Consider the following 17399-nt stretch of genomic DNA (forward strand, 5'->3'; position numbering starts at 1 on the left):
GGCGGCGCCCGAGACGGCGGTCGCGGTGTACGCCGACTGCCCGCTGCTCGTGGGCTGCACGGCCTCGATCGTGAGGGTCGTGGCGTTGAGGGTCGCGCCGGTGCCGAGGTAGGCCTCAGTGGTGAAGACCCCGACGTCGACGGCGACGCCGACGCCGACGGCGCCCGCACCTCCCGAGCCGTCCGCGTTGCCGCCGGTTGCGCTGGCGGCGTCGGTGTTCACGGCGCCCGCGTGGATCTTCTGGGTGCCGCCCGTGGTGGTGATCGTGACGGTGCCGGATGCCGGGGCGATGTACGCGTGGGTGCCGCCGGTGAGGACGACCACGGCGAGTGCGGCGGTGAGGTCGACGTTCCCGTCGGCGGTCTTGGAATTGCCGTTCGCGCGGCTCGGGTCGTTCGCCGTCTTGTCGTTCTGCGTCGAGCCCTTGGCGCTGGTGTTGGCGGTGGACGCCGCCCCCAGGGTGCTGTCCGCGTTGACGGCGAGGTCCTTCGCGGTGATCGCGGTCGCGGAGTGGGAGTCGATGAACGACTCGGTGTCCTGGTTCACGTAGATGACGGCGATGCCGGCTCCGGCGGTCGCGGCGCTCGCATCCGCCGTCGCGTTGACCGTGACGTCGTTGACCGCGGCGAGGGTCGCATCTCCCGTCGCCCCGAGGCTCGCGGTGTCGGTGAGCTTCGTGATCGACGTGCTGAAGACGGTGACAGTGGCGACCGCGGCATCCTTCTGCGCGTTGCCGTCGGCCCCGTTGCCGCTCTCGTCCTTGCTCGCGTCGGCTCCCGGGTTCGCCGTGCCGGTGAGACTCGACGTCGACGTGAACGTCATCCCGTTGCCCGTGACCCGAGCGGCTCCGCCGATCGTGATCGTCGCGGAGTCGTCGAAGACGATGTTGTCGGTGTACTTCTCGTTCGCGGTGAACGTCGGAACCGTGGCGCTGGCCGTGATGGCGATGGCGCCGGTGCCGGTGTCGATCGAGCCGTCGGTGATCGAGACGGCCGCGTGGTCGTGCACGATGATCCCGTAGAACGAGTCCGGAGTGACGTTCGACGTCGCGGCGATCGTGAGGCTCGCGGCGTGCACGGTGGCGTTCGTCAGGGTCACGGCGGTGTCGGCGCAGTGAGTGGCGATGGTGCCGTTGCCGAGGCATCCGATGACGTTCTTCACTCCCCCGGTGACCGTCTGCGATGCCGTCAGCGACACGTCGCCGGCGGTGAGATCGGCACCGCTGTCGAGGAAGATCTGGCGGAACGCGACCGTGAGGGCCGCGGCGGCCATGTCGACCTGACCGGCGATGTGCAGGATGTCGTTGCCCGTGCCCTGGATCGTCAGCGACGTGGACGGGTCGGCGAAGCTCGTCGTCTCCATGTTGTCGCAGGCCAGTTGCAGCTGCCCGCTCGACGGCGAGTTCAGCGTGCAGGTGTCGTCGGCACTGCCGAAGTCGAAGAGCGCAGCCGCAGCCGTTCCGGAGTTCGTCATCGGCGCGATCTCCGCGTACTGGACGGTCGTGCGGTCGAGGATGATCGTGCCGGAGTGGTGATCGATCGGCACGGACCTCATTCCCGACGTCGTGCCGGCGAAGTCGAGCGAGTTGTAGCCGGTGCCGCCGTCGAAGCGGATCGCCACCGCCGGGTCCACCAGACCGCGGTCGACGATCAGCGTGTCGTCGTGGCCGCCGAGGACGTCGATCTCGCTGACCGACGCCAGCGCGACGGCCTGCGTGCCGGCGACGGTCGTGAACGTCACCGTGCCGTCGGCGTGGAACGCGAGGGTGCCGGTGCCGGTGGCCAGCTGGAGCACCCACGGCGACGGGCCTGCGGCGGGCGCCGCCGGTGCGCTCGTCGCGGATGTGTCCGTCGTCGGAGCAGGAACCGTGGGCGCGGTCGGAGCCGTCGGGTCCGTCGGCGCCGTGGTCGGCGCGGGAGCGGACGACGTCGATGCTGTCGGGTCCGTGGTGGTCGTGGGCGCCGGCGCGGTCGGGTCGGTGGGAGCCGTCGTCGGCGCGGGCGCCGTCGGGTCGGTCGTCGCCGTCGGCGCAGGTGCCGTCGTCGGGGCGGGCGCCGTCGGGTCCGTGGACGTCGCGGCAGCGGTCGCTGTGACCGGCGCGGGAGCAGGAGCCGGAGCGGGTGCCGGCTTCGGCAGCAGCGAGCCGTCGACCGGGTAGCTCTGGCCGGCCGAGAGCGTCGGGGTCATCACGGTGCCGGCGGTGTGCGTCAGGCCGAGCACGTGGCCGAGCTCGTGACGGACCACCGTCAGCAGACTCATGTGCGCCGAAGGATCGGACGGGAACGAGACGTCCCAGCCCCAGCCTGCCGCGGTGCCGTCGATGACGACGGCACCGGAGTCCTCGCTGCCGAGCCATCCGGTGCCGAGGCTTCCGACCGACGCGCTGAAGCCGGCGAAGCTCGCGCCGGGGTCGACGGCGAGCCACTCGGACTTCGCCTGGGCGACCGCGGCGTCGAGCTGGGCCTGCGTGAGGGCGGCGGATGCGTCCACCGGCGTTGCGGGCGACGAGGCGGCCATCAGCGGGGACGGCGTCGGATCCGGCGTGCCGGTCGAACCGGTGCCGGTCGACCCCGTGTCGGTGGTCCCCGTCGATCCCGTGGAGCCCGTCGATCCCGTGGAGCCGGTCGATCCCGTCGAGCCGGTCGATCCTGTGGAGCCCTCCGATCCGGTGGCGCCGGTGGACCCCGTGGACCCCGTCGAGCCGCCGGAGCCCGTCGAGCCGGAGCCCGACGAACCGCTTCCCGTGTGGGAGCCGGTCCCCGACGTGCACGTGACGGAGTTCCCGTCCGCAGACCGGGTGCAGTTCATCTGCGACGTCGTCGTCGTCGGCGATGTCGTGGGGGTGGTGATCGGGGCCGCGTGCGTCGGGGGCGGAGCGAGCACGAAGGTGCTCTTGGTCGACGACCGCGACGCCTGCCGGGAGTTCACGCCGCGGCGGGACGCGTTGGCGTGGGCCTGCCGCACCGCGGCGTCGTAGGTGGCCTTCGCGGCGAGGTACTGCTTGTACGCGGCCTCGTAGGCCGCGCGGTGGGCGATGGCCTGCGAGACGGCGATCGACGCATCGACGTACTGGACGAACTGCTGGTCCTGGACGGCGAGCGTCGCCGCCGCGGGGGTCGAGGTGGATGCGGGGTGCACCGCGTCGGGCTCAGCCGCCTGCGCCGTCGTCGGAAGCGACAGGGCGAACGCGGTGACGAGCGCAGCGAAGAACGAAGTCGCACGCACGACCAGGCCGTGGGCCCGTGGGCGCCGTGACCTGTTCGCAGCGCGCAACGCCGCTCCAGCCGACTTCGTGTGCACCAAGGCCTCCCCTAGCCCAGTACCACCGGTGTGATCCGCGCCCTGCACGCGGATACAGATGGCAGGTCTACGCCCCTGAAGAACTCCCCGTCAAGACTTCTGATACAGAAACTCCGCAACAGTCCGTGCCACGCTCCGCCCCGGAATTCCGGGGATCGACGGCTACATGCCGATTGTGGAATGCATGTCGCTCCAGCTCCGTGCGGCCGTGGCGGCCGGATTTCCGCGGGCGGGAGGGCGCGGCTCTGAATGGATTCGCACAGGGCGCCCACCGAGCACGCATAGCCGCGCCCGAGAAATGCCATGTCGGAGGCCGCCTGCGCGCGTCGCAGTCGATCGGCGGCCGGCTCAGCCGGAGACGAAGGCGGCGTACCGTTCCAGCGCCGCCGCGATCTCCGCGTCGGTCGCCGCGCCGGGAGCGAGCAGCTCGGGGACGGGGTCGTCGCGGTGTCGGCCCACGGCGAGAGAGTGCGTCCACACGCCGACGATCTCACCGCGCGACACGAGGATCGGCCGGACCATTCCGTTCGATCCCGGCCCGACGGGCGCGAGGAACTCCGGCGCGCAGGGCACCGTGCGGTCGGCATAGGAGATGAAGTACTCCTCGAACGGCGGCAGCGCGAACACATCGATGCCGCGCGAACGCCGCGGACGCGGCGTCGACACCCACGCGACGGCGCCCCCGGGCACCTCGACGGTGTCGAGACCCGATGCGGCACCGGCGGCCGCGGCCGCCTGCCGGGCGACGGTGATCGGCAGGCCCGACCACCACGCGAAGTCCTCGGCACCGGCCGGCCCGTGGCCGTCGACGTAGCGGCGGAAGAGCTCGGCCAGCGGGTCGGCGGGGGTGGCCGCATCCGTCACCCACTCGTCGGCGAGGACGAACCGCTGCTCGCGCGCGATGCCCGTGGCGCGCTCGACGACGGGTCCCTGGCAGATCAGCCCGCGCACCGCGAGCGCGTACAGGATGTGGATGCCGCGCTGCGCGGTCGGGTCGATCGCCGCCTGCCGATCGAGCTCGGCGAACAGCTCGGGCCGGCTCGCCTGCCCGCCTCCCGCCAGCACGGAGAGCACGACGCGCTCCGCGCGCAGCATGGTCTCGGTGTCGAGTCCCAGCTGGCGATGACGGGATGCCGCCTGCTTGAGCTGCCTCTCGCCCGTCACCTGCAGCACCCAGGCCAGATCGCGTGCCGGGATGGTGTGGAGGGTACCGCGCATGGTCCACGCCCGAACGATGGCCCCCGAATCGAAGGCGGCGTCGACGTCGCGCATCGTCGGCTCGCCCTTCGTCCGGGTCGCGAGCGCCCAGCGGCCGCCCCAGAACTCCTGGCTCTGCACGGCGAGCATGTGGGTCGCCGCATCCAGGATCGTCGCCGCGGGGGCGCTCAGGCGCTGCGAGCGCAGGCGTTCGGATCGGAGGGTCGCGAGGTCCACCCGGCAATGATGCCAGCCGCCTCCGACAGCGACGGCGGCTCAGAAGCCGAGGAAGTCGAACGTCGCAGCGCGGAACTCGGGCGTGTGGAGGGCGCTCAGGTGATCGCCCGGCACACGGAGGACGCGCGCATCCGGGAGCACCGCGGCGAGCTCGTCGATCCCTCGCACGACCGGGTCGTCCACCCCGGCGAGCAGCAGCACCGGCACTCCCGGCGGATCGGCGCGCGGGTCGAACGGCTCGGCCGCGATGCCCTGCACGAGGTCGAGGACGGCCGCAGGGTCGAGGCCCGGGAGTCGCGCCATGCGCGCGACGGCGTGTGTGAGAGGGTCCGCCGGCTCCGGACCGCCGGCGATCGCCGTGCGGGCCGCATCCAGATCCACCCGCCGCAGCAGGTCGACGGGCTCGAGGCCGCCGAGGACGGCGCGATGCACCACGCCGCGCGCTGCCAGCGCCCAGGCGAGCCGCGCGCCGAGCGAGTATCCGACGACGTCGACGGTGCCGCCCGCGTCCTCGACGACGCCGGCGAGGAGGTCGACGATGTCCGCCGCCGCCAGCGGGCGATTCGGTCGCTCCGACCGGCCGTGCGCGGGGAGGTCGACCACGAGCACGTCCCGGCCCGCCTCCGAGAGGGGCGCCGCCCACTCGGCATCGGGCCAGTCGACACGCCCCCGAGAGGCGAGCCCGTGCACGAGGAGGACCGGCGGCCCGGATGCGGGTGCCGCTGCCGCGACGCGATGGACGTGCATCATCCCCCGATCATCCCCTTTCGCGCTCCTCGCGGACCGGCTCCGGCACCCGACCCTCAGCGCACGGCGATGTCGATCGTGAGGCCGATGGCGGCAAGCCCCAGCGCCAGGACCGACAGCGTCATGAGCAGCGGGAGCCTACCGCTCGAGACCAGCTCGGCGACGTCGGTGAGTCGACGGTGCGCCTGCCGGTACCTCAGCGTGCACAGCACCCACGCGACGAGCGCCAGCACCAGCCCGAACACGCCGACGAGCATGGCCCAGGGCCCGAGGAGCACGATGAGATACCGGATGGCGGCGGCGTTGCCGACCGCGAGCGCAAGGCAGGTGCGACGCCACGCGAGCAGCGTCCGCTCGAGCTGGAGCCCGGGATCGAAGGGGCGGTTGATCGGTGTGCCGGTCATCGCGCCGTCACAGGAACATGCCCACCACGACGAGGAGCACGGCGAGCACGAGACCTGCGACGAGCACCGTCCCGATCGCGAGGCCCGGCAGGGCCTGGGCGAGCCTGAGCGCCCGCTCCGTGCGGCTCCAACTCAGCCACGCGTATGCGGCGGCGATCAGGCCGAGCAGAATGAAGAGGATCGCCGCGATGAACCGCAGGGGCGGATGGATGGGCGCCGCCAGCGCCTCGATCGCGACGCCGACCGCGACGAGCGCGAGCGACGTGCGGATCCACGCGAGGAACGTGCGCTCGTTGGCCAGGCTGAATCGCGGATCCGGCTCGTCGCCGACGCCGTAGACGGACTTCGGAAACCGCGAGTCGGACATGTGCTCCACCCTACTGCGGGCCGATCGAGGATCGTATATTATCAACGCCGCCCGCCCCGACTGACAGGATGAAGAGCATGGCCCGCATCCTCACCGCCCGCGCCGTCCTCCTCGACATGGACGGCACACTCGTCGACTCCACCGCCGTCGTCGAACGGCTCTGGCTGGACTGGGCGGCCTCGCACGGCGTCGACGACGGCGCGGTGCTCGATGTCATCCACGGTCGCCAGGGACACGAGAGCATGGCGATTCTGCTGCCCGACCGCGATCCGTCGATCAACGCGGCCGAGAACGCAGAGCTCCTGAAGCTCGAGGCCGAGCAGACCGACGGCGTCGTCGCGATTGCGGGTGCGGCTGAGCTCTTGGAGGCCCTGGGCGACACCCCGCACGCGCTCGTCACGTCCGCGGACGTGCCGCTTGCGACGGCCCGCATGGGCGCCGCGGGCTTCGAGATGCCGATCGTGCGCATCACGGCGGAGGATGTCTTGCGCAGCAAGCCCGATCCAGAGGGCTTCCTGCGGGCGGCCGAGCTGCTGGGCGTGGAGCCTGCCGACTGCGTCGTGTTCGAGGACTCCGAGACGGGCATCGCCGCGGCGCTCGCCGCAGGTATGACCGTGATCGGCGTCGGCGAGCGCGCGCAGGGTCAGGGGGCGGCGCACGTCGTGGCCGACCTGACCGCCGTGCACGTCCGGGCCCTCCGCCACGGCGTCGAGCTCGACCTCGACTGACACCGGCCCCGGGCCGAGTGCGCGTCACCCGCTAGACTGACGGCGTCCGGCCGAGTCCACGGGGTCTCAAGAGACCCAGGCCGGTGCTCGCAAAAGGAGCACGCAGCGCCAGAGGCGCGAGATACATACGGATCTTCCCCGTCCCTGTCTCGAAAGGCTTCGCCATGCCCACCGTCTCCGCCCACGTCGCCGTCACGCTCGCCCGCCACATCGACAACGTCTTCGGCGTGATGGGCAACGGCAACGCGTACTTCCTCGATGCGCTCGAGCGCGAGACGCCCGCCCGCTACACCGCGGTGCGCCACGAGGCGGGCGCCGTGGTCGCGGCCGACGCGTTCTTCCGCGCGTCGAACCGTATCGCCGCCGCGACCGCCACGTACGGCGCGGGCTTCACCAACACCCTGACGGCCCTGGCCGAGGCCGTGCAGGCGCACGTGCCGCTCGTGCTCGTCGTCGGCGACGAGCCCACCTCAGGCCCGCGGCCGTGGGACGTCGACCAGATCGCGATGGCGTCGGCCGTCGGTGCGCGCACCTACACGGTCGGGCGGGCGGATGCCGCGGCCACCACCGTCATCGCGATCGAGCATGCGCTCACCTACCGGGTGCCGACGGTGCTCGCGATCCCCTACGACGTCGCGCGTCTGGACGCCGGCTCCGTGCCCGTGGCGCCCGAGCCTCGCGTGCCCGCTCCCCTGACGCCGGCGGGCGCGTTCGCGGCGGCATCCATCACATCCCTCGCGCGTGACCTCGCCGGGGCGACGCGGCCGTTCCTCCTCGCGGGGCGCGGCGCATGGCTTTCCGACGCCCGTGAGGCCCTCGGCGCGCTCGCGGATGCGACGGGCGCGATCACCGCATCCACGGCGCTCGGCCGCGGTGTCTTCCCGGCGGCCGAGTTCGACCTCGGGGTGACGGGCGGCTTCGGCGCGGACGGCGCGATGGCGCTCGTGCGCGAGGCCGACGTGGCCGTCGTGTTCGGCGCATCCCTCAATCAGTTCACGATGCGCTTCGGCGACCTGTTCGCCCCGGGCACACGCGTCGTGCAGGTCGACGTCGCGCCGACCGCGACGCATCCCCACGTCGGCGGATTCGTCCGCGGAGACGCCGCGGTCGTCGCCTCTGCCCTCGTGGCGGAGCTCGACCTCCTCGGCGCGACGCCGAGCGGCTGGCGGGAGTCGGTCGACCTCGCGCCCCTCCGCGAGCGCGAGCCGGGCGACGGCCTGGCGCCCGATGGGCGCCTCGACCCGCGGTCGGTCGCGAAGCGCCTCGGCGAGCTGCTGCCGGAGGACCGCGTCGTGGTGTCCGACGGGGGCCACTTCATCGGCTGGGCCAACATGTACTGGCCCGTTGCATCCCCCGATCGCATGATCATGGTCGGCACCGCCTATCAGTCGATCGGCCTCGGCTGGCCGTCGGTGCCCGGCGCCGCACTCGCCCAGCCGGACGCGACCGTCGTGCTCACGACGGGCGACGGCGGCGGGCTCATGGCGCTCGCCGACCTCGAATCCGCGGTGCGCGTGGCTGCCGGTCGAGGCATCGCCGTCGTCTGGAACGACGCCGCCTACAGCGCCGAGGTCAACCTCTACGGCCTGAAGGGCCTCGCCGAGGATCCGATGCGCATCCCGGAGGTCGACTTCGCCGGCCTCGCCGCCGCCGTCGGCGCCGAGGGCGTTGTCGTGCGCGAGCTCTCCGACCTCGACCGACTGGCATCCTGGGCGGCGACTCCCGCCGACGAGCGCCCCTACCTGCTACTTGACTGCCGGATCTCGGGCGAGGTGATCGCGCCCTACCAGCAGGAGATCATCCGCGTGAACTCCTGATCGGGCCCGAGACCGTCAGCTCGCCAGCGTGACCTCGCGGCGGGCGGGCCGCACGACCGGATGCGTGCCGGCCATCTTCTCCAGCACGCGGATCACCTGGCAGGAGTACCCGAACTCGTTGTCGTACCAGACGTAGAGGATGAGGGTGTCCTCGTCGGCGATCGTCGCGAGGCCGTCGACGATGCCCGCTCGGTGCGAGCCGACGAAGTCGGTCGAGACGACCTCGGGCGACTCCACGTAGTCGATCTGCTGGCGCAGCCGCGAGTGCAGGGAGATCCGGCGCAGGTAGTCGTTGACCTGGTCCTTGGTCGCGGGGCGGGCGATCGTCAGGTGCAACACCGCGAGCGACACGTCCGGGGTGGGCACGCGGATGGAGCTGCCGGTCAGCTTGCCCTCGAGCTGCGGCAGCGCCTTGGCCACGGCCTTCGCGGCACCCGTCTCGGTGATGACCATGTTCAGCACGGCGGAGCGGCCGCGGCGGTCGCCCTTGTGGAAGTTGTCGATCAGGTTCTGGTCGTTCGTGAACGAGTGGACCGTCTCGACGTGGCCCTTCACGACGCCGTAGGCCTCGTCGATCGCGGCGAGCACGGGCGTGATCGCGTTGGTCGTGCAGGATGCGGCGGACAGGATGCGGTCCTCCGGCGCGATCGTGTCGTCGTTGATGCCGTGCACGATGTTCTTCAGCGGACTCTTGCCCGGCGCGGTGAGCAGCACGCGGGCGACGCCGGCGGAGCGGAGGTGCTGCGAAAGGCCCTCCTCATCGCGCCACCGGCCGGTGTTGTCGACGACGACGGCGTCGCAGATGCCGTAGGCGGTGTAGTCGATGGATGCCGGGTCGTCGGCGTAGATCACCTGGACACGCGTCCCGTTGGCGATGATCTGCTGCGCGTCCTCGTCGATCGACACCGTGCCGTGGAAGCGGCCGTGCACCGAGTCCCGCAGCAGCAGGCTGGCGCGCTTCTGCAGGTCGTTCTGCCCGCCCTTGCGGACGACGATGGCCCGCAGTCGCAGGCCGCTGCCGCCCCCGGCATGGGAGATCAGGATGCGGGCGAGCAGGCGCCCGATGCGGCCGAAGCCGTAGAGGACGACGTCGGCGCCGGCCGCGGCATCCTCGTCGTCGCTGCCGGGCAGGATGTCCTCGAGCTGCGCGGACAGGACATCCATCGCCGCGTCGTCGCTCGCGCGCACCTCGGCGCAGAGCCGGCCGACGTCGATCGAGGCGGCGCCGGGTGCGAGATCTTCGAGCGCGGCGAGGACGGCGAGCGTCTCGGCCGGATCGAGCTCATCGTGGCCGAGCTGGCTCACGCGCTCGTGCACCTCGAGCAGGCCGATGGCCGAGAGGTTGATGATCCGGTGGCCGTGCAGCGAGGTCACCACGCCCCGGTTGCGGTACAGCCGCCCGATGATGGGGATCATCCGCTCGGCGAGCTCCTCTCGCGCCGCCCAGTCATCGGTGTGCTGTCGATCGACCACGTCGTCCCTTTCGTGCGGGTGTGCAGATTCGTGGAGGGGATGCGGTGCTCCCTGCGTGTTCGCGGGCACCGAGGGTCCAGGGTACCCGGCCCTATCGGTAGACCAGTCGAGTTTCCGTCCGGGGCTGCGTCAAGAATCAGCCTTCTTGACAGACTCGTAGAACCGTCCTCCGCCGGGATGCTTCGGAGTGTCTTCCGCGGGAGGATGCGCCGGGCTGTCGACCGCGCGAGGCTGTGGCGATGACACCTTTCCGATTCGGCGCCGTGGTCGCCGTTCGCGGTCCCGGGCGCCTGTGGCGCGACACGGCCTCCCGCCTGGAGGCCGACGGGTACTCCGCGCTGCTGACGCCCGACACGCTCTGGACGCCGTCGCCCTTCCCCACTCTCGCCGCTGCGGCGACCGCGACGACGACGCTGCATGTCGGCACGTGGGTGCTCGCCGCTCCCCTGCGCTCCGCCGCGGCGACGGTGCGCGAGACCCGCACGCTGGCGGAGCTGGCGGAGGGCCGCGTCGAGCTCGGGATCGGCGCGGGCCGGCCGGGTGGAGAGAGGGATGCCGAGGCCCTCGGCGTGCCGTGGGGAACGCCCGGGCAGCGGGTCGACCATGTGGAGGCGACCGTCGCCGCGCTCCGGGGCGCGCTCGGCGACAGCCTGCACCTCACGATGGCCGCCCCGGGCGACCGGATGATGCGGATCGCCGGCCGGCACGCGCAGACCCTCGCGCTCCCCCTCGCGCCGTCCGCGGATGCCGCCGCCGTCGCCGAGGTGGTGGCCCGGGTGCGCGCGGCGACCCCGGCCGACCGGCCGCCGCTCGAGCTGGCGCTTCAGGTCGTGGGCGTCGGCGACGACGTGCCCGAGTGGATGCGTCGCAACGCCGGGCTCACACCCGAGTCGCTGCGCGAGTCCGGAGCCGTCGGCCTGCTGTCCGGCGACTCCGCCCGGGATGCGGCTGCCCTGTCCGCGCTGCGCGCGGCGACCGGCGTCTCGTTCATCACCGTCCCGGACGAGTTCTCCGAGCGCCTGGCGCCTCTGGTCACGGCCCTCTCGGGCACCTGAGACTACTCCCCGGTGAACTCGGGCTTGCGCTTCTCCTGGAACGACGCGAACCCCTCGACGTAGTCGTGGGTGTGACGCAGCGCCTCCTGCTCGTGCGTCTCGGCGTGCACGGCATCCCACAGCCGCGCATCGCGCAGCCTGGCGATCACACGCTTCGAGGCGAGGAACGCCTGGGTCGGACCTGCCGCCGCGCGCCGCGCGCGCTCGCGGGTGAACTCCACGAGCTCGTCCGCGGGCATCGACCGGGAGAACAGGCCCGCAGTCACGGCATCCCTCCCCGAGATCAGCTCACCCGTGTAGATGAGGTCGAACGCGCGATGCGCGCCGAGCCGCTCGAACAGCAGGGAGTGCCCGCCCGAGTCGAGGAGCGCGCCGAGGTTCGCGAACGGCGAGCCGACCTTGGCGTCGTCGGTGACGTAGACGACGTCGGCAGCGATCGCGAGCCCGAGCCCGACGCCCAGGCACGCGCCCTGCACGGCCGCGAAGGTCGGCGCGGGGAACCCGGAGATGCGTCGCATCAGGGCCTCGGTCGCGCCGAGGTAGCCGGGCACGTCATCCGTCGCAGGGTCGACGCCCCCGATGTCGCGCCCGGCGCAGAAGGCCCGGCCCTCGCCCCGCAGCACGACCGCGCGGGCGCCGGTCGCCTCGCGGAACGCGGCATCCAGCTCGCCGATGCCGGCGAGGTCGAGCGCATTCAGCTTCTCGGGGGCGTTCAGGACGATCTCGGCGACATCGCCGTCTCGCGTGAGCTCGATCATGTGTCGTAGTCCACTTCCACTTCGGGTGTCATCGGCACGGACTGGCAGGTGAGCACGAACCCGTTCGCGATCTCGTCGGGCTCGAGCGCGTAGTTCTCCTCCATGTCGACCTCGCCGCGCACGAGCTTCGCGCGGCATGTGCCGCACACCCCGCCCGCGCACGCGAAGGGCACGTCGCCGCGCACGCGCAGCGCGGCGTTGAGCACGGTCTCGCGCGAGTGCACCGGTGAGGTGACGGTGCTCGTGATGCCGTCGAGGCGGAACGCGATGCGATGCACCCCATCGGGGGCGGCGACGGGCACGTGCGCCCCGTGCTGGCCGGAGGGCCGCTCGGGACGGTCGGTCGTGAACAGCTCGTACCGCACCGCGTGCGGGTCGACCCCGAGCGAGGCGAGCAGGTCGCGGCACGTCTGCACGAGCTCGAACGGCCCGCACAGGAACCATTCGTCGACTCCCTCGATGCCGATGACGTCCTCGAAGATGCGGCGGAGGCGGTCGGCATCCAATCGTCCCGACATGAGGTCGGCGCTGCGGCGCTCCCGCGTCAGCACGTGATGGATGCCGAGCCTGGCGGTCCAGCGGTCCTTGAGGTCGGCCAGCTCGTCGACGAACATCGCATCCATCGCCGTCCGGTTGGAGTAGACGAGGTCGAACGTGTCGGCGGGCCGCTCACGGAGGGTGTGCGCGATGACGGCCATCATCGGCGTGATCCCGCTGCCGGCTGCGACCCCGACGAAGCGGGCGGGGCGATCGGTCCGGACGTGCGGGGTGAACCTGCCCTCCGGGCTCATCACGTCGAGGGTCATGCCGGGCGCGAGCTCGCTCAGCGCCCAGCTCGAGAAGACGCCGCCGAGCTCGCGCTTGATGGCGACCTTGAGAACCCCGGGCTGTCCCTTCTCAGGCATCGCCGGCTGGGGCGCCTGGCAGATGGAGTAGCTGCGCCGCAGCTGGTCGCCCTCGAGCGTCGTCCGCAGGGCCACGTACTGTCCGGGCGCGTAGGAGTAGGCATCCGCGAGCTCCGGCGGCACCGCGAAGGCGACCTCGATCGCGTCTTCGGTGAGGGGCCGCACCGCCGCCACCTCGAGCGTGTGGAAGGTGGCGCGGCGCCTCGTCGCCGTGTCGCCCGGCAGGCTCAATGCAGCTCCTTGAACCGGTCGAACGGCTCGTGGCACCGCTCGCACACCCACAGGGCCTTGCACGCGGTGGATCCGAAGTGCGACAGCTCGCGCGTGTGCAGCGACCCGCACCGCGGGCACCGGATGCCGAGGCCCAGGGATACCCGCGTGCCGGCGCGCGAACCCGCTCCCGGTGCCGGCGGCGCGATGCCGGCGTCGGCGAGGGCCCGCCGACCGGTGTCGGTGATCCAGTCCGTCGTCCACGCGGGGCTCAGCACGACGTCGACGCGTCCGGGCACGCCCGCCGCATCGAGGGTCCGCACGATGTCGTCGCGGATCGCGTCCACCGCGGGGCATCCCGAGTAGGTGGGCGTGATCTCGACGACGAACCCGCTGTCGTCTTCCCGGATGTCCCGCAGGATGCCGAGGTCGGCGATCGACACCATCGGCAGTTCGGGATCGGGGATCGTGGAGACCAGCTCTCGGACGTTCACCAGATCGCTCCCGGGTGCCTGCGGGCGAGCACCTGCATCTCGGGGAGGAGGTGCCCCAGGTGCGGAGAATGGATGCCGAACCGCCCCCGCGCGCGGGCTGCCGGCACGGTCGGAACCTCGAGCGTGGCCTCCGCGATCACCGGCAGCACGACCGCGTCGAACGCCGCGCGCAGCGTCGCGGGGTCGACGGCGACGCCGGCCGGCGCCGCATCCGCCGCCGGATCGTCGGAGAAGAGCTCGTCGACGTACGGCCACATCGCGACGAGCCCGGCCTGCATCCGTCGGTGCGACTCGTCCGTGCCGTCACCCAGGCGGATGGTCCACTGCACAGCGTGGTCCAGGTGGTAGGCGACCTCCTTCGCCGCCTTCGCGGCGATGGCGGCCAGCGTCGGGTCGGCGGATGCCTGCAGCCGGTCGTACAGCGCGACAAGATACGCCGACACGAGCAGCTGCCGGGCGATCGTCTGCGCGAAGTCGCCGTTCGGCTGCTCGAAGAGCCACCTCGACCGGAACTCCTGCTCGTCGCGGAAGTAGGCGAGGTCGTCCTCGCTCTTGCCCCACGCCGATCCGGCGTAGGTGAGGAAGCCGCGCGCGTGGCCGAGCAGGTCGAGGCCGATGTTGCCGAGGGCGACGTCCTCCTCGAGCTCGGGGGCGTGGGCGATCCACTCGCCGAGCCGCTGCGCGAGGATGAGCGCGTCGTCGCCGAGGCCCAGGGCGTAGGCCGCGGTCCTCTCGTCGGCGATCTCGCCGACCGTGGCGGGAGCGGGTGGGCCCACGCGCCCGGAGGCTCCGCGCGGCGCGCCAGCGCCGTGTGGAGGGGGCGTGGGGAATACGGCACGGCTCACAGGTGGGGCACCCCCTCGGACGCCGTGTAGTACGTCGCGTGCCGGTAGTCCTTGCCCGCCGGCGACTCGAAGAACTCGCCGCGCGCGTCGGGATCGGAGGTGGTGATGGCGGATGACGGCACCACCCAGATCGACACGCCCTCGCCGCGTCGGGTGTAGAGGTCGCGGGCGTTGCGGACGGCCATCGTCTCGTCGGGCGCGTGCAGCGAGCCGGCGTGCACGTGGCTGAGGCCCCGCGACGACCGGATGAACACCTCCCACAGAGGCCAGACCTCGGGTTCCTCGGCCGGATCGGTCACCATCACGCCACCTCCGCCATCCGCGTCGCGTGCTTGCGGGCGTATGCCGCGGCGGCGTCGCGCACCCACGCGCCCTCGTCGTGGGCTGCACGACGGGTCGCGACCCGCAGGGCGTTGGCCTGCCCGTTGCCTCGCAGCACTTCCTTGAACTCGTCCCAGTCCAGCTCGCCGTAGTCCCAGTGCCCGGTCTCCTCGTTCCACCTCAGGTCGGGGTCGGGCAGCGTCAGCCCGAGGATCTCGGCCTGCGGCACGATCATGTCGACGAACCGCTGACGCAGGTCGTCGTTCGAGAAGCGCTTGATGTTCCACGCCATCGACTGCGCGGAGTTCGGCGATGCGTCGTCCGGCGGTCCGAACATCATGAGCGCGGGCGCGTACCAGCGGTTCACCGACTCCTGCGCCATCTCCTTCTGCTCCGGTGTGCCGTGCGAGAGCGCGAGCAGGATCTCGAAGCCCTGGCGCTGGTGGAACGACTCCTCCTTGCAGATGCGGATCATGGCCCGGGCGTACGGGCCGTACGACGCGCGGCACAGCGGCACCTGATTGCAGATGGCCGCGCCGTCGACGAGCCAGCCGATCGAGCCCATGTCGGCCCACGTCGGGGTGAGGTAGTTGAAGATCGAGGAGTACTTCGCCGTGCCGTCGATGAGCTGCTGGGTCATCCGGTCGCGCGTGATCCCGAGGGTCTGCGCTGCGGCGTAGAGGTAGAGCCCGTGCCCGGCCTCGTCCTGCACCTTCGCCATGAGGATCGCCTTGCGCTTGAGGCTGGGGGCGCGCGTGATCCAGTTGCCCTCGGGCTGCATCCCGATGATCTCGGAGTGCGCGTGCTGCGAGATCTGCCGGATCAGCGTCTTGCGGTAGGCATCCGGCATCCAGTCGGCGGGCTCGACGCGGGAGTCCGCGGCGATCAGCTCGTCGAACCGCTCCTGCCCTGCGGCGTCGTCCGTCTCGCGAGAGAGCACGGCATCCATCGATCCTCCTCGATCCGGACCTACTTACCGGTCGTTCAGTAATGATAGCCTCTTGTGCCATGTCCAACAACACGGCCGGTCGGCCTCGGAACGAGGCGGGGAATCAGGCGGCGGGCGCCTTCCGCCGCGGCAACGGGCGCACCGACCGACCCCCGTACGACCTCGACGCCGTGCTCGACGTCGCCGTCGCGACCTTCAACGAGCGGGGCTACGAGGCGACGTCGATCAGCGTGCTGGCCGATCGGCTCGGCACGAGCAAGTCCGCGCTGTACTACCACGTCAGCGGCAAGGAGGAGCTGCTCGACCGCGCCCTCTCCCGCGCACTGGACGCGCTCGAGGGCGAGATCGCGGATGCGGAGGCCCTGCCCGGCTCTGCGGCCGAGCGCCTCGAAGCCGCCCTGCGCGGAGCGGTCCGCGCACTCGTCGCCGAGCTCCCCGCCGTCACGCTGCTCCTGCGCGTGCGCGGCAACACGGATGTCGAGCGCGAGGCGCTGCGCCGCCGACGCGCCGTGGATCACCGCCTCTCCGCGCTGGTGGATGCGGCGCACACCGAGGGTTCGCTCCGTGCCGACCTCGACTCGGGGACGACCTCGCGGCTCCTGTTCGGCATGATCAACTCGCTCGTCGAGTGGTACCACCCCGACGGTCCCCTCTCGCCGGAGGCGCTGGAGGACACCCTCGTCTCTGTCGCGATGGACGGCCTGCGGGCATCCTGACCCCTATCGCGCGCGGATACAGGGGTGTATCGTGCCGCCCGTCCGCATCCGATCACTGGGGAGTCGTCATGCACATCTCACGCACCTTCGCTTCACTGGCCGCCGCCGCTGCACTCGTCGCGGGCTCGCTCGTCGCCGCCGGCCCGGCCCTTGCAGCGCCGTCCCCGGTCTCGTATGCCGCTCTGGGCGACTCGTACGCCGCCGGCTTCGGCGGCGGCGGGTACGACAATGCGTGCGGGCACAGCCCGAACGGCTACCCGGAGCGCCTCGTGGGGATCGCCCGGATCCAGCTCACGCAGGACCTGGCATGCATCGGCGCGACCACTGCCGATGTCACGACGACGCAGGTGCCGCGGCTGTCGCCCACGACGCAGCTCGTCACCCTGACCGTCGGAGGCGATGACGTGGGCTTCTACGACATCATGGTGCTCTGCTTCGCCGCCCCGCCGTCGCCGGAGCAGCAGGCCGCGTGCGCGAACGCGATCGCCCAGGGAAATGCCGCGCTCGCCGCCGTCCCGAGCGACGTCGCGGCGACGGTGGCCGCCATCCACACGCGCGCGCCGGGCGCCACGGTCGTCGTCACCGGCTATCCGCTGCTGTTCTCGCTGCCCTCGAAGTACGGTCCCGCCGCAGCGGTGGTCGACCAGGCGATCCCGGTGCTCAACGCCGCCATCCAGGCCGGCGCTACCGCGGCCGGCGCGACCTACGTCGATGTGACCGGGCAGTTCGCCGGGCACGCCATAGGCAACGCCGTGCCGTGGATCAACGACTTCAACGGGTCATTGACGGACCCGAACTTCGACGCGTTCCACCCCAACCCGTCGGGCTACAAGGCGTACGCGAACGCGCTGAAGCCGTTCATGAGCTGAGTCGCCG

The 17399-nt window shown here is 71.8% G+C and carries 17 protein-coding genes (1 of these 17 only partly in view); 5 read left to right on the forward strand and 12 right to left on the reverse strand.

Translation table 11 applies throughout. The features are described 5' to 3' along the window. The 5 genes from AC0NZN_RS06430 to AC0NZN_RS06450 form a co-directional block, all read right to left on the reverse strand. A protein-coding gene (locus AC0NZN_RS06430) for a beta strand repeat-containing protein (RefSeq protein WP_474591452.1) crosses the window boundary here: on the reverse strand, positions 1 to 3225 show its start. Its footprint begins 26922 nt before the window's first position; only the first 3225 of its 30147 coding nucleotides appear in the window; the start codon lies at positions 3223 to 3225; its stop codon lies beyond the left edge, outside the window. Between the two features lie 423 nt (positions 3226 to 3648). Next, complete coding sequence (locus AC0NZN_RS06435) at positions 3649 to 4734, reverse strand: winged helix DNA-binding domain-containing protein (protein WP_474591453.1); 1086 nt, start codon at positions 4732 to 4734, stop codon at positions 3649 to 3651. A gap of 39 nt (positions 4735 to 4773) precedes the next feature. Further along, positions 4774 to 5484: an alpha/beta fold hydrolase gene (locus tag AC0NZN_RS06440; protein ID WP_474591454.1), complete on the reverse strand. Its 711-nt coding sequence runs from the start codon at positions 5482 to 5484 to the stop codon at positions 4774 to 4776. A gap of 53 nt (positions 5485 to 5537) precedes the next feature. Beyond that, positions 5538 to 5885, reverse strand: coding sequence for a DUF202 domain-containing protein (locus AC0NZN_RS06445; RefSeq protein ID WP_474591455.1), 348 nt, complete (start codon positions 5883 to 5885; stop codon positions 5538 to 5540). A gap of 7 nt (positions 5886 to 5892) precedes the next feature. Continuing rightward, positions 5893 to 6252, reverse strand: a complete 360-nt coding sequence (locus AC0NZN_RS06450) for a YidH family protein (protein WP_474591456.1) — start codon at positions 6250 to 6252, stop codon at positions 5893 to 5895. A gap of 77 nt (positions 6253 to 6329) precedes the next feature. Between AC0NZN_RS06450 and AC0NZN_RS06455 the strand changes: the two genes are divergently transcribed. Continuing rightward, positions 6330 to 6980, forward strand: a complete 651-nt coding sequence (locus AC0NZN_RS06455) for an HAD-IA family hydrolase (protein ID WP_474591457.1) — start codon at positions 6330 to 6332, stop codon at positions 6978 to 6980. A 164-nt stretch (positions 6981 to 7144) separates the two neighbouring features. Further along, positions 7145 to 8797, forward strand: coding sequence for a thiamine pyrophosphate-binding protein (locus AC0NZN_RS06460; RefSeq protein WP_474591458.1), 1653 nt, complete (start codon positions 7145 to 7147; stop codon positions 8795 to 8797). Positions 8798 to 8812: 15 nt separating this feature from the next. On the opposite strand, the gene AC0NZN_RS06465 is transcribed toward AC0NZN_RS06460, so the two are convergent. Beyond that, the gene (locus AC0NZN_RS06465) at positions 8813 to 10213 is read right to left on the reverse strand and encodes a glyceraldehyde-3-phosphate dehydrogenase (protein WP_474591616.1); all 1401 of its coding nucleotides are present in this window, start codon (positions 10211 to 10213) and stop codon (positions 8813 to 8815) included. 296 nt (positions 10214 to 10509) lie between these two features. Here AC0NZN_RS06465 and AC0NZN_RS06470 point away from each other — a divergent pair, with 296 nt between their 5' ends. After that, positions 10510 to 11325, forward strand: coding sequence for an LLM class flavin-dependent oxidoreductase (locus AC0NZN_RS06470; protein ID WP_474591459.1), 816 nt, complete (start codon positions 10510 to 10512; stop codon positions 11323 to 11325). Positions 11326 to 11327: 2 nt separating this feature from the next. On the opposite strand, the gene AC0NZN_RS06475 is transcribed toward AC0NZN_RS06470, so the two are convergent. From AC0NZN_RS06475 to paaA, 6 genes are all read right to left on the reverse strand, one after another. Then, positions 11328 to 12083, reverse strand: a complete 756-nt coding sequence (locus AC0NZN_RS06475; RefSeq protein WP_474591460.1) for an enoyl-CoA hydratase/isomerase family protein — start codon at positions 12081 to 12083, stop codon at positions 11328 to 11330. Next, positions 12080 to 13219 (reverse strand): 1,2-phenylacetyl-CoA epoxidase subunit PaaE, encoded by a 1140-nt coding sequence (gene paaE, locus AC0NZN_RS06480; protein WP_474591461.1) that lies wholly within the window; start codon positions 13217 to 13219, stop codon positions 12080 to 12082. Before paaE ends, AC0NZN_RS06475 begins: the two co-directional genes overlap by 4 nt. Continuing rightward, positions 13216 to 13692: a 1,2-phenylacetyl-CoA epoxidase subunit PaaD gene (gene paaD / locus AC0NZN_RS06485; protein WP_474591462.1), complete on the reverse strand. Its 477-nt coding sequence runs from the start codon at positions 13690 to 13692 to the stop codon at positions 13216 to 13218. Before paaD ends, paaE begins: the two co-directional genes overlap by 4 nt. Then, complete coding sequence (gene paaC, locus AC0NZN_RS06490; RefSeq protein ID WP_474591463.1) at positions 13689 to 14468, reverse strand: 1,2-phenylacetyl-CoA epoxidase subunit PaaC; 780 nt, start codon at positions 14466 to 14468, stop codon at positions 13689 to 13691. The genes paaD and paaC overlap by 4 nt, the downstream gene beginning before the upstream one ends. A gap of 65 nt (positions 14469 to 14533) precedes the next feature. Then, positions 14534 to 14839: a 1,2-phenylacetyl-CoA epoxidase subunit PaaB gene (gene paaB, locus AC0NZN_RS06495; protein ID WP_474591464.1), complete on the reverse strand. Its 306-nt coding sequence runs from the start codon at positions 14837 to 14839 to the stop codon at positions 14534 to 14536. Beyond that, positions 14839 to 15807 carry a 1,2-phenylacetyl-CoA epoxidase subunit PaaA gene (gene paaA, locus AC0NZN_RS06500; protein WP_474591465.1) on the reverse strand — a complete coding sequence of 323 codons (969 nt, stop codon included), beginning with the start codon at positions 15805 to 15807 and terminating at the stop codon, positions 14839 to 14841. Before paaA ends, paaB begins: the two co-directional genes overlap by 1 nt. 59 nt (positions 15808 to 15866) lie before the next feature. Between paaA and AC0NZN_RS06505 the strand changes: the two genes are divergently transcribed. Both AC0NZN_RS06505 and AC0NZN_RS06510 read left to right on the forward strand, forming a co-directional pair. Further along, positions 15867 to 16523: a TetR/AcrR family transcriptional regulator gene (locus AC0NZN_RS06505; protein ID WP_474591466.1), complete on the forward strand. Its 657-nt coding sequence runs from the start codon at positions 15867 to 15869 to the stop codon at positions 16521 to 16523. A gap of 68 nt (positions 16524 to 16591) precedes the next feature. After that, positions 16592 to 17392: an SGNH/GDSL hydrolase family protein gene (locus tag AC0NZN_RS06510; protein WP_474591467.1), complete on the forward strand. Its 801-nt coding sequence runs from the start codon at positions 16592 to 16594 to the stop codon at positions 17390 to 17392. The last annotated feature ends 7 nt before the right edge of the window (positions 17393 to 17399 follow it).

It is taken from the genome of Microbacterium sp. sgz311019, assembly GCF_056135325.1.

Coding starts and splice junctions, on each gene's coding strand:
- AC0NZN_RS06440 (WP_474591454.1), bottom strand. CDS start 5,484: ATGATGCACGTCCATCGCGTCGCGGCAGCGGCACCCGCATCCGGGCCG.
- AC0NZN_RS06445 (WP_474591455.1), bottom strand. CDS start 5,885: ATGACCGGCACACCGATCAACCGCCCCTTCGATCCCGGGCTCCAGCTC.
- AC0NZN_RS06450 (WP_474591456.1), bottom strand. CDS start 6,252: ATGTCCGACTCGCGGTTTCCGAAGTCCGTCTACGGCGTCGGCGACGAG.
- AC0NZN_RS06455 (WP_474591457.1), top strand. CDS start 6,330: ATGGCCCGCATCCTCACCGCCCGCGCCGTCCTCCTCGACATGGACGGC.
- AC0NZN_RS06460 (WP_474591458.1), top strand. CDS start 7,145: ATGCCCACCGTCTCCGCCCACGTCGCCGTCACGCTCGCCCGCCACATC.
- AC0NZN_RS06465 (WP_474591616.1), bottom strand. CDS start 10,213: ATGATCCCCATCATCGGGCGGCTGTACCGCAACCGGGGCGTGGTGACC.
- AC0NZN_RS06470 (WP_474591459.1), top strand. CDS start 10,510: ATGACACCTTTCCGATTCGGCGCCGTGGTCGCCGTTCGCGGTCCCGGG.
- AC0NZN_RS06475 (WP_474591460.1), bottom strand. CDS start 12,083: ATGATCGAGCTCACGCGAGACGGCGATGTCGCCGAGATCGTCCTGAAC.
- paaB (WP_474591464.1), bottom strand. CDS start 14,839: ATGGTGACCGATCCGGCCGAGGAACCCGAGGTCTGGCCTCTGTGGGAG.
- paaA (WP_474591465.1), bottom strand. CDS start 15,807: ATGGATGCCGTGCTCTCTCGCGAGACGGACGACGCCGCAGGGCAGGAG.
- AC0NZN_RS06505 (WP_474591466.1), top strand. CDS start 15,867: ATGTCCAACAACACGGCCGGTCGGCCTCGGAACGAGGCGGGGAATCAG.
- AC0NZN_RS06510 (WP_474591467.1), top strand. CDS start 16,592: ATGCACATCTCACGCACCTTCGCTTCACTGGCCGCCGCCGCTGCACTC.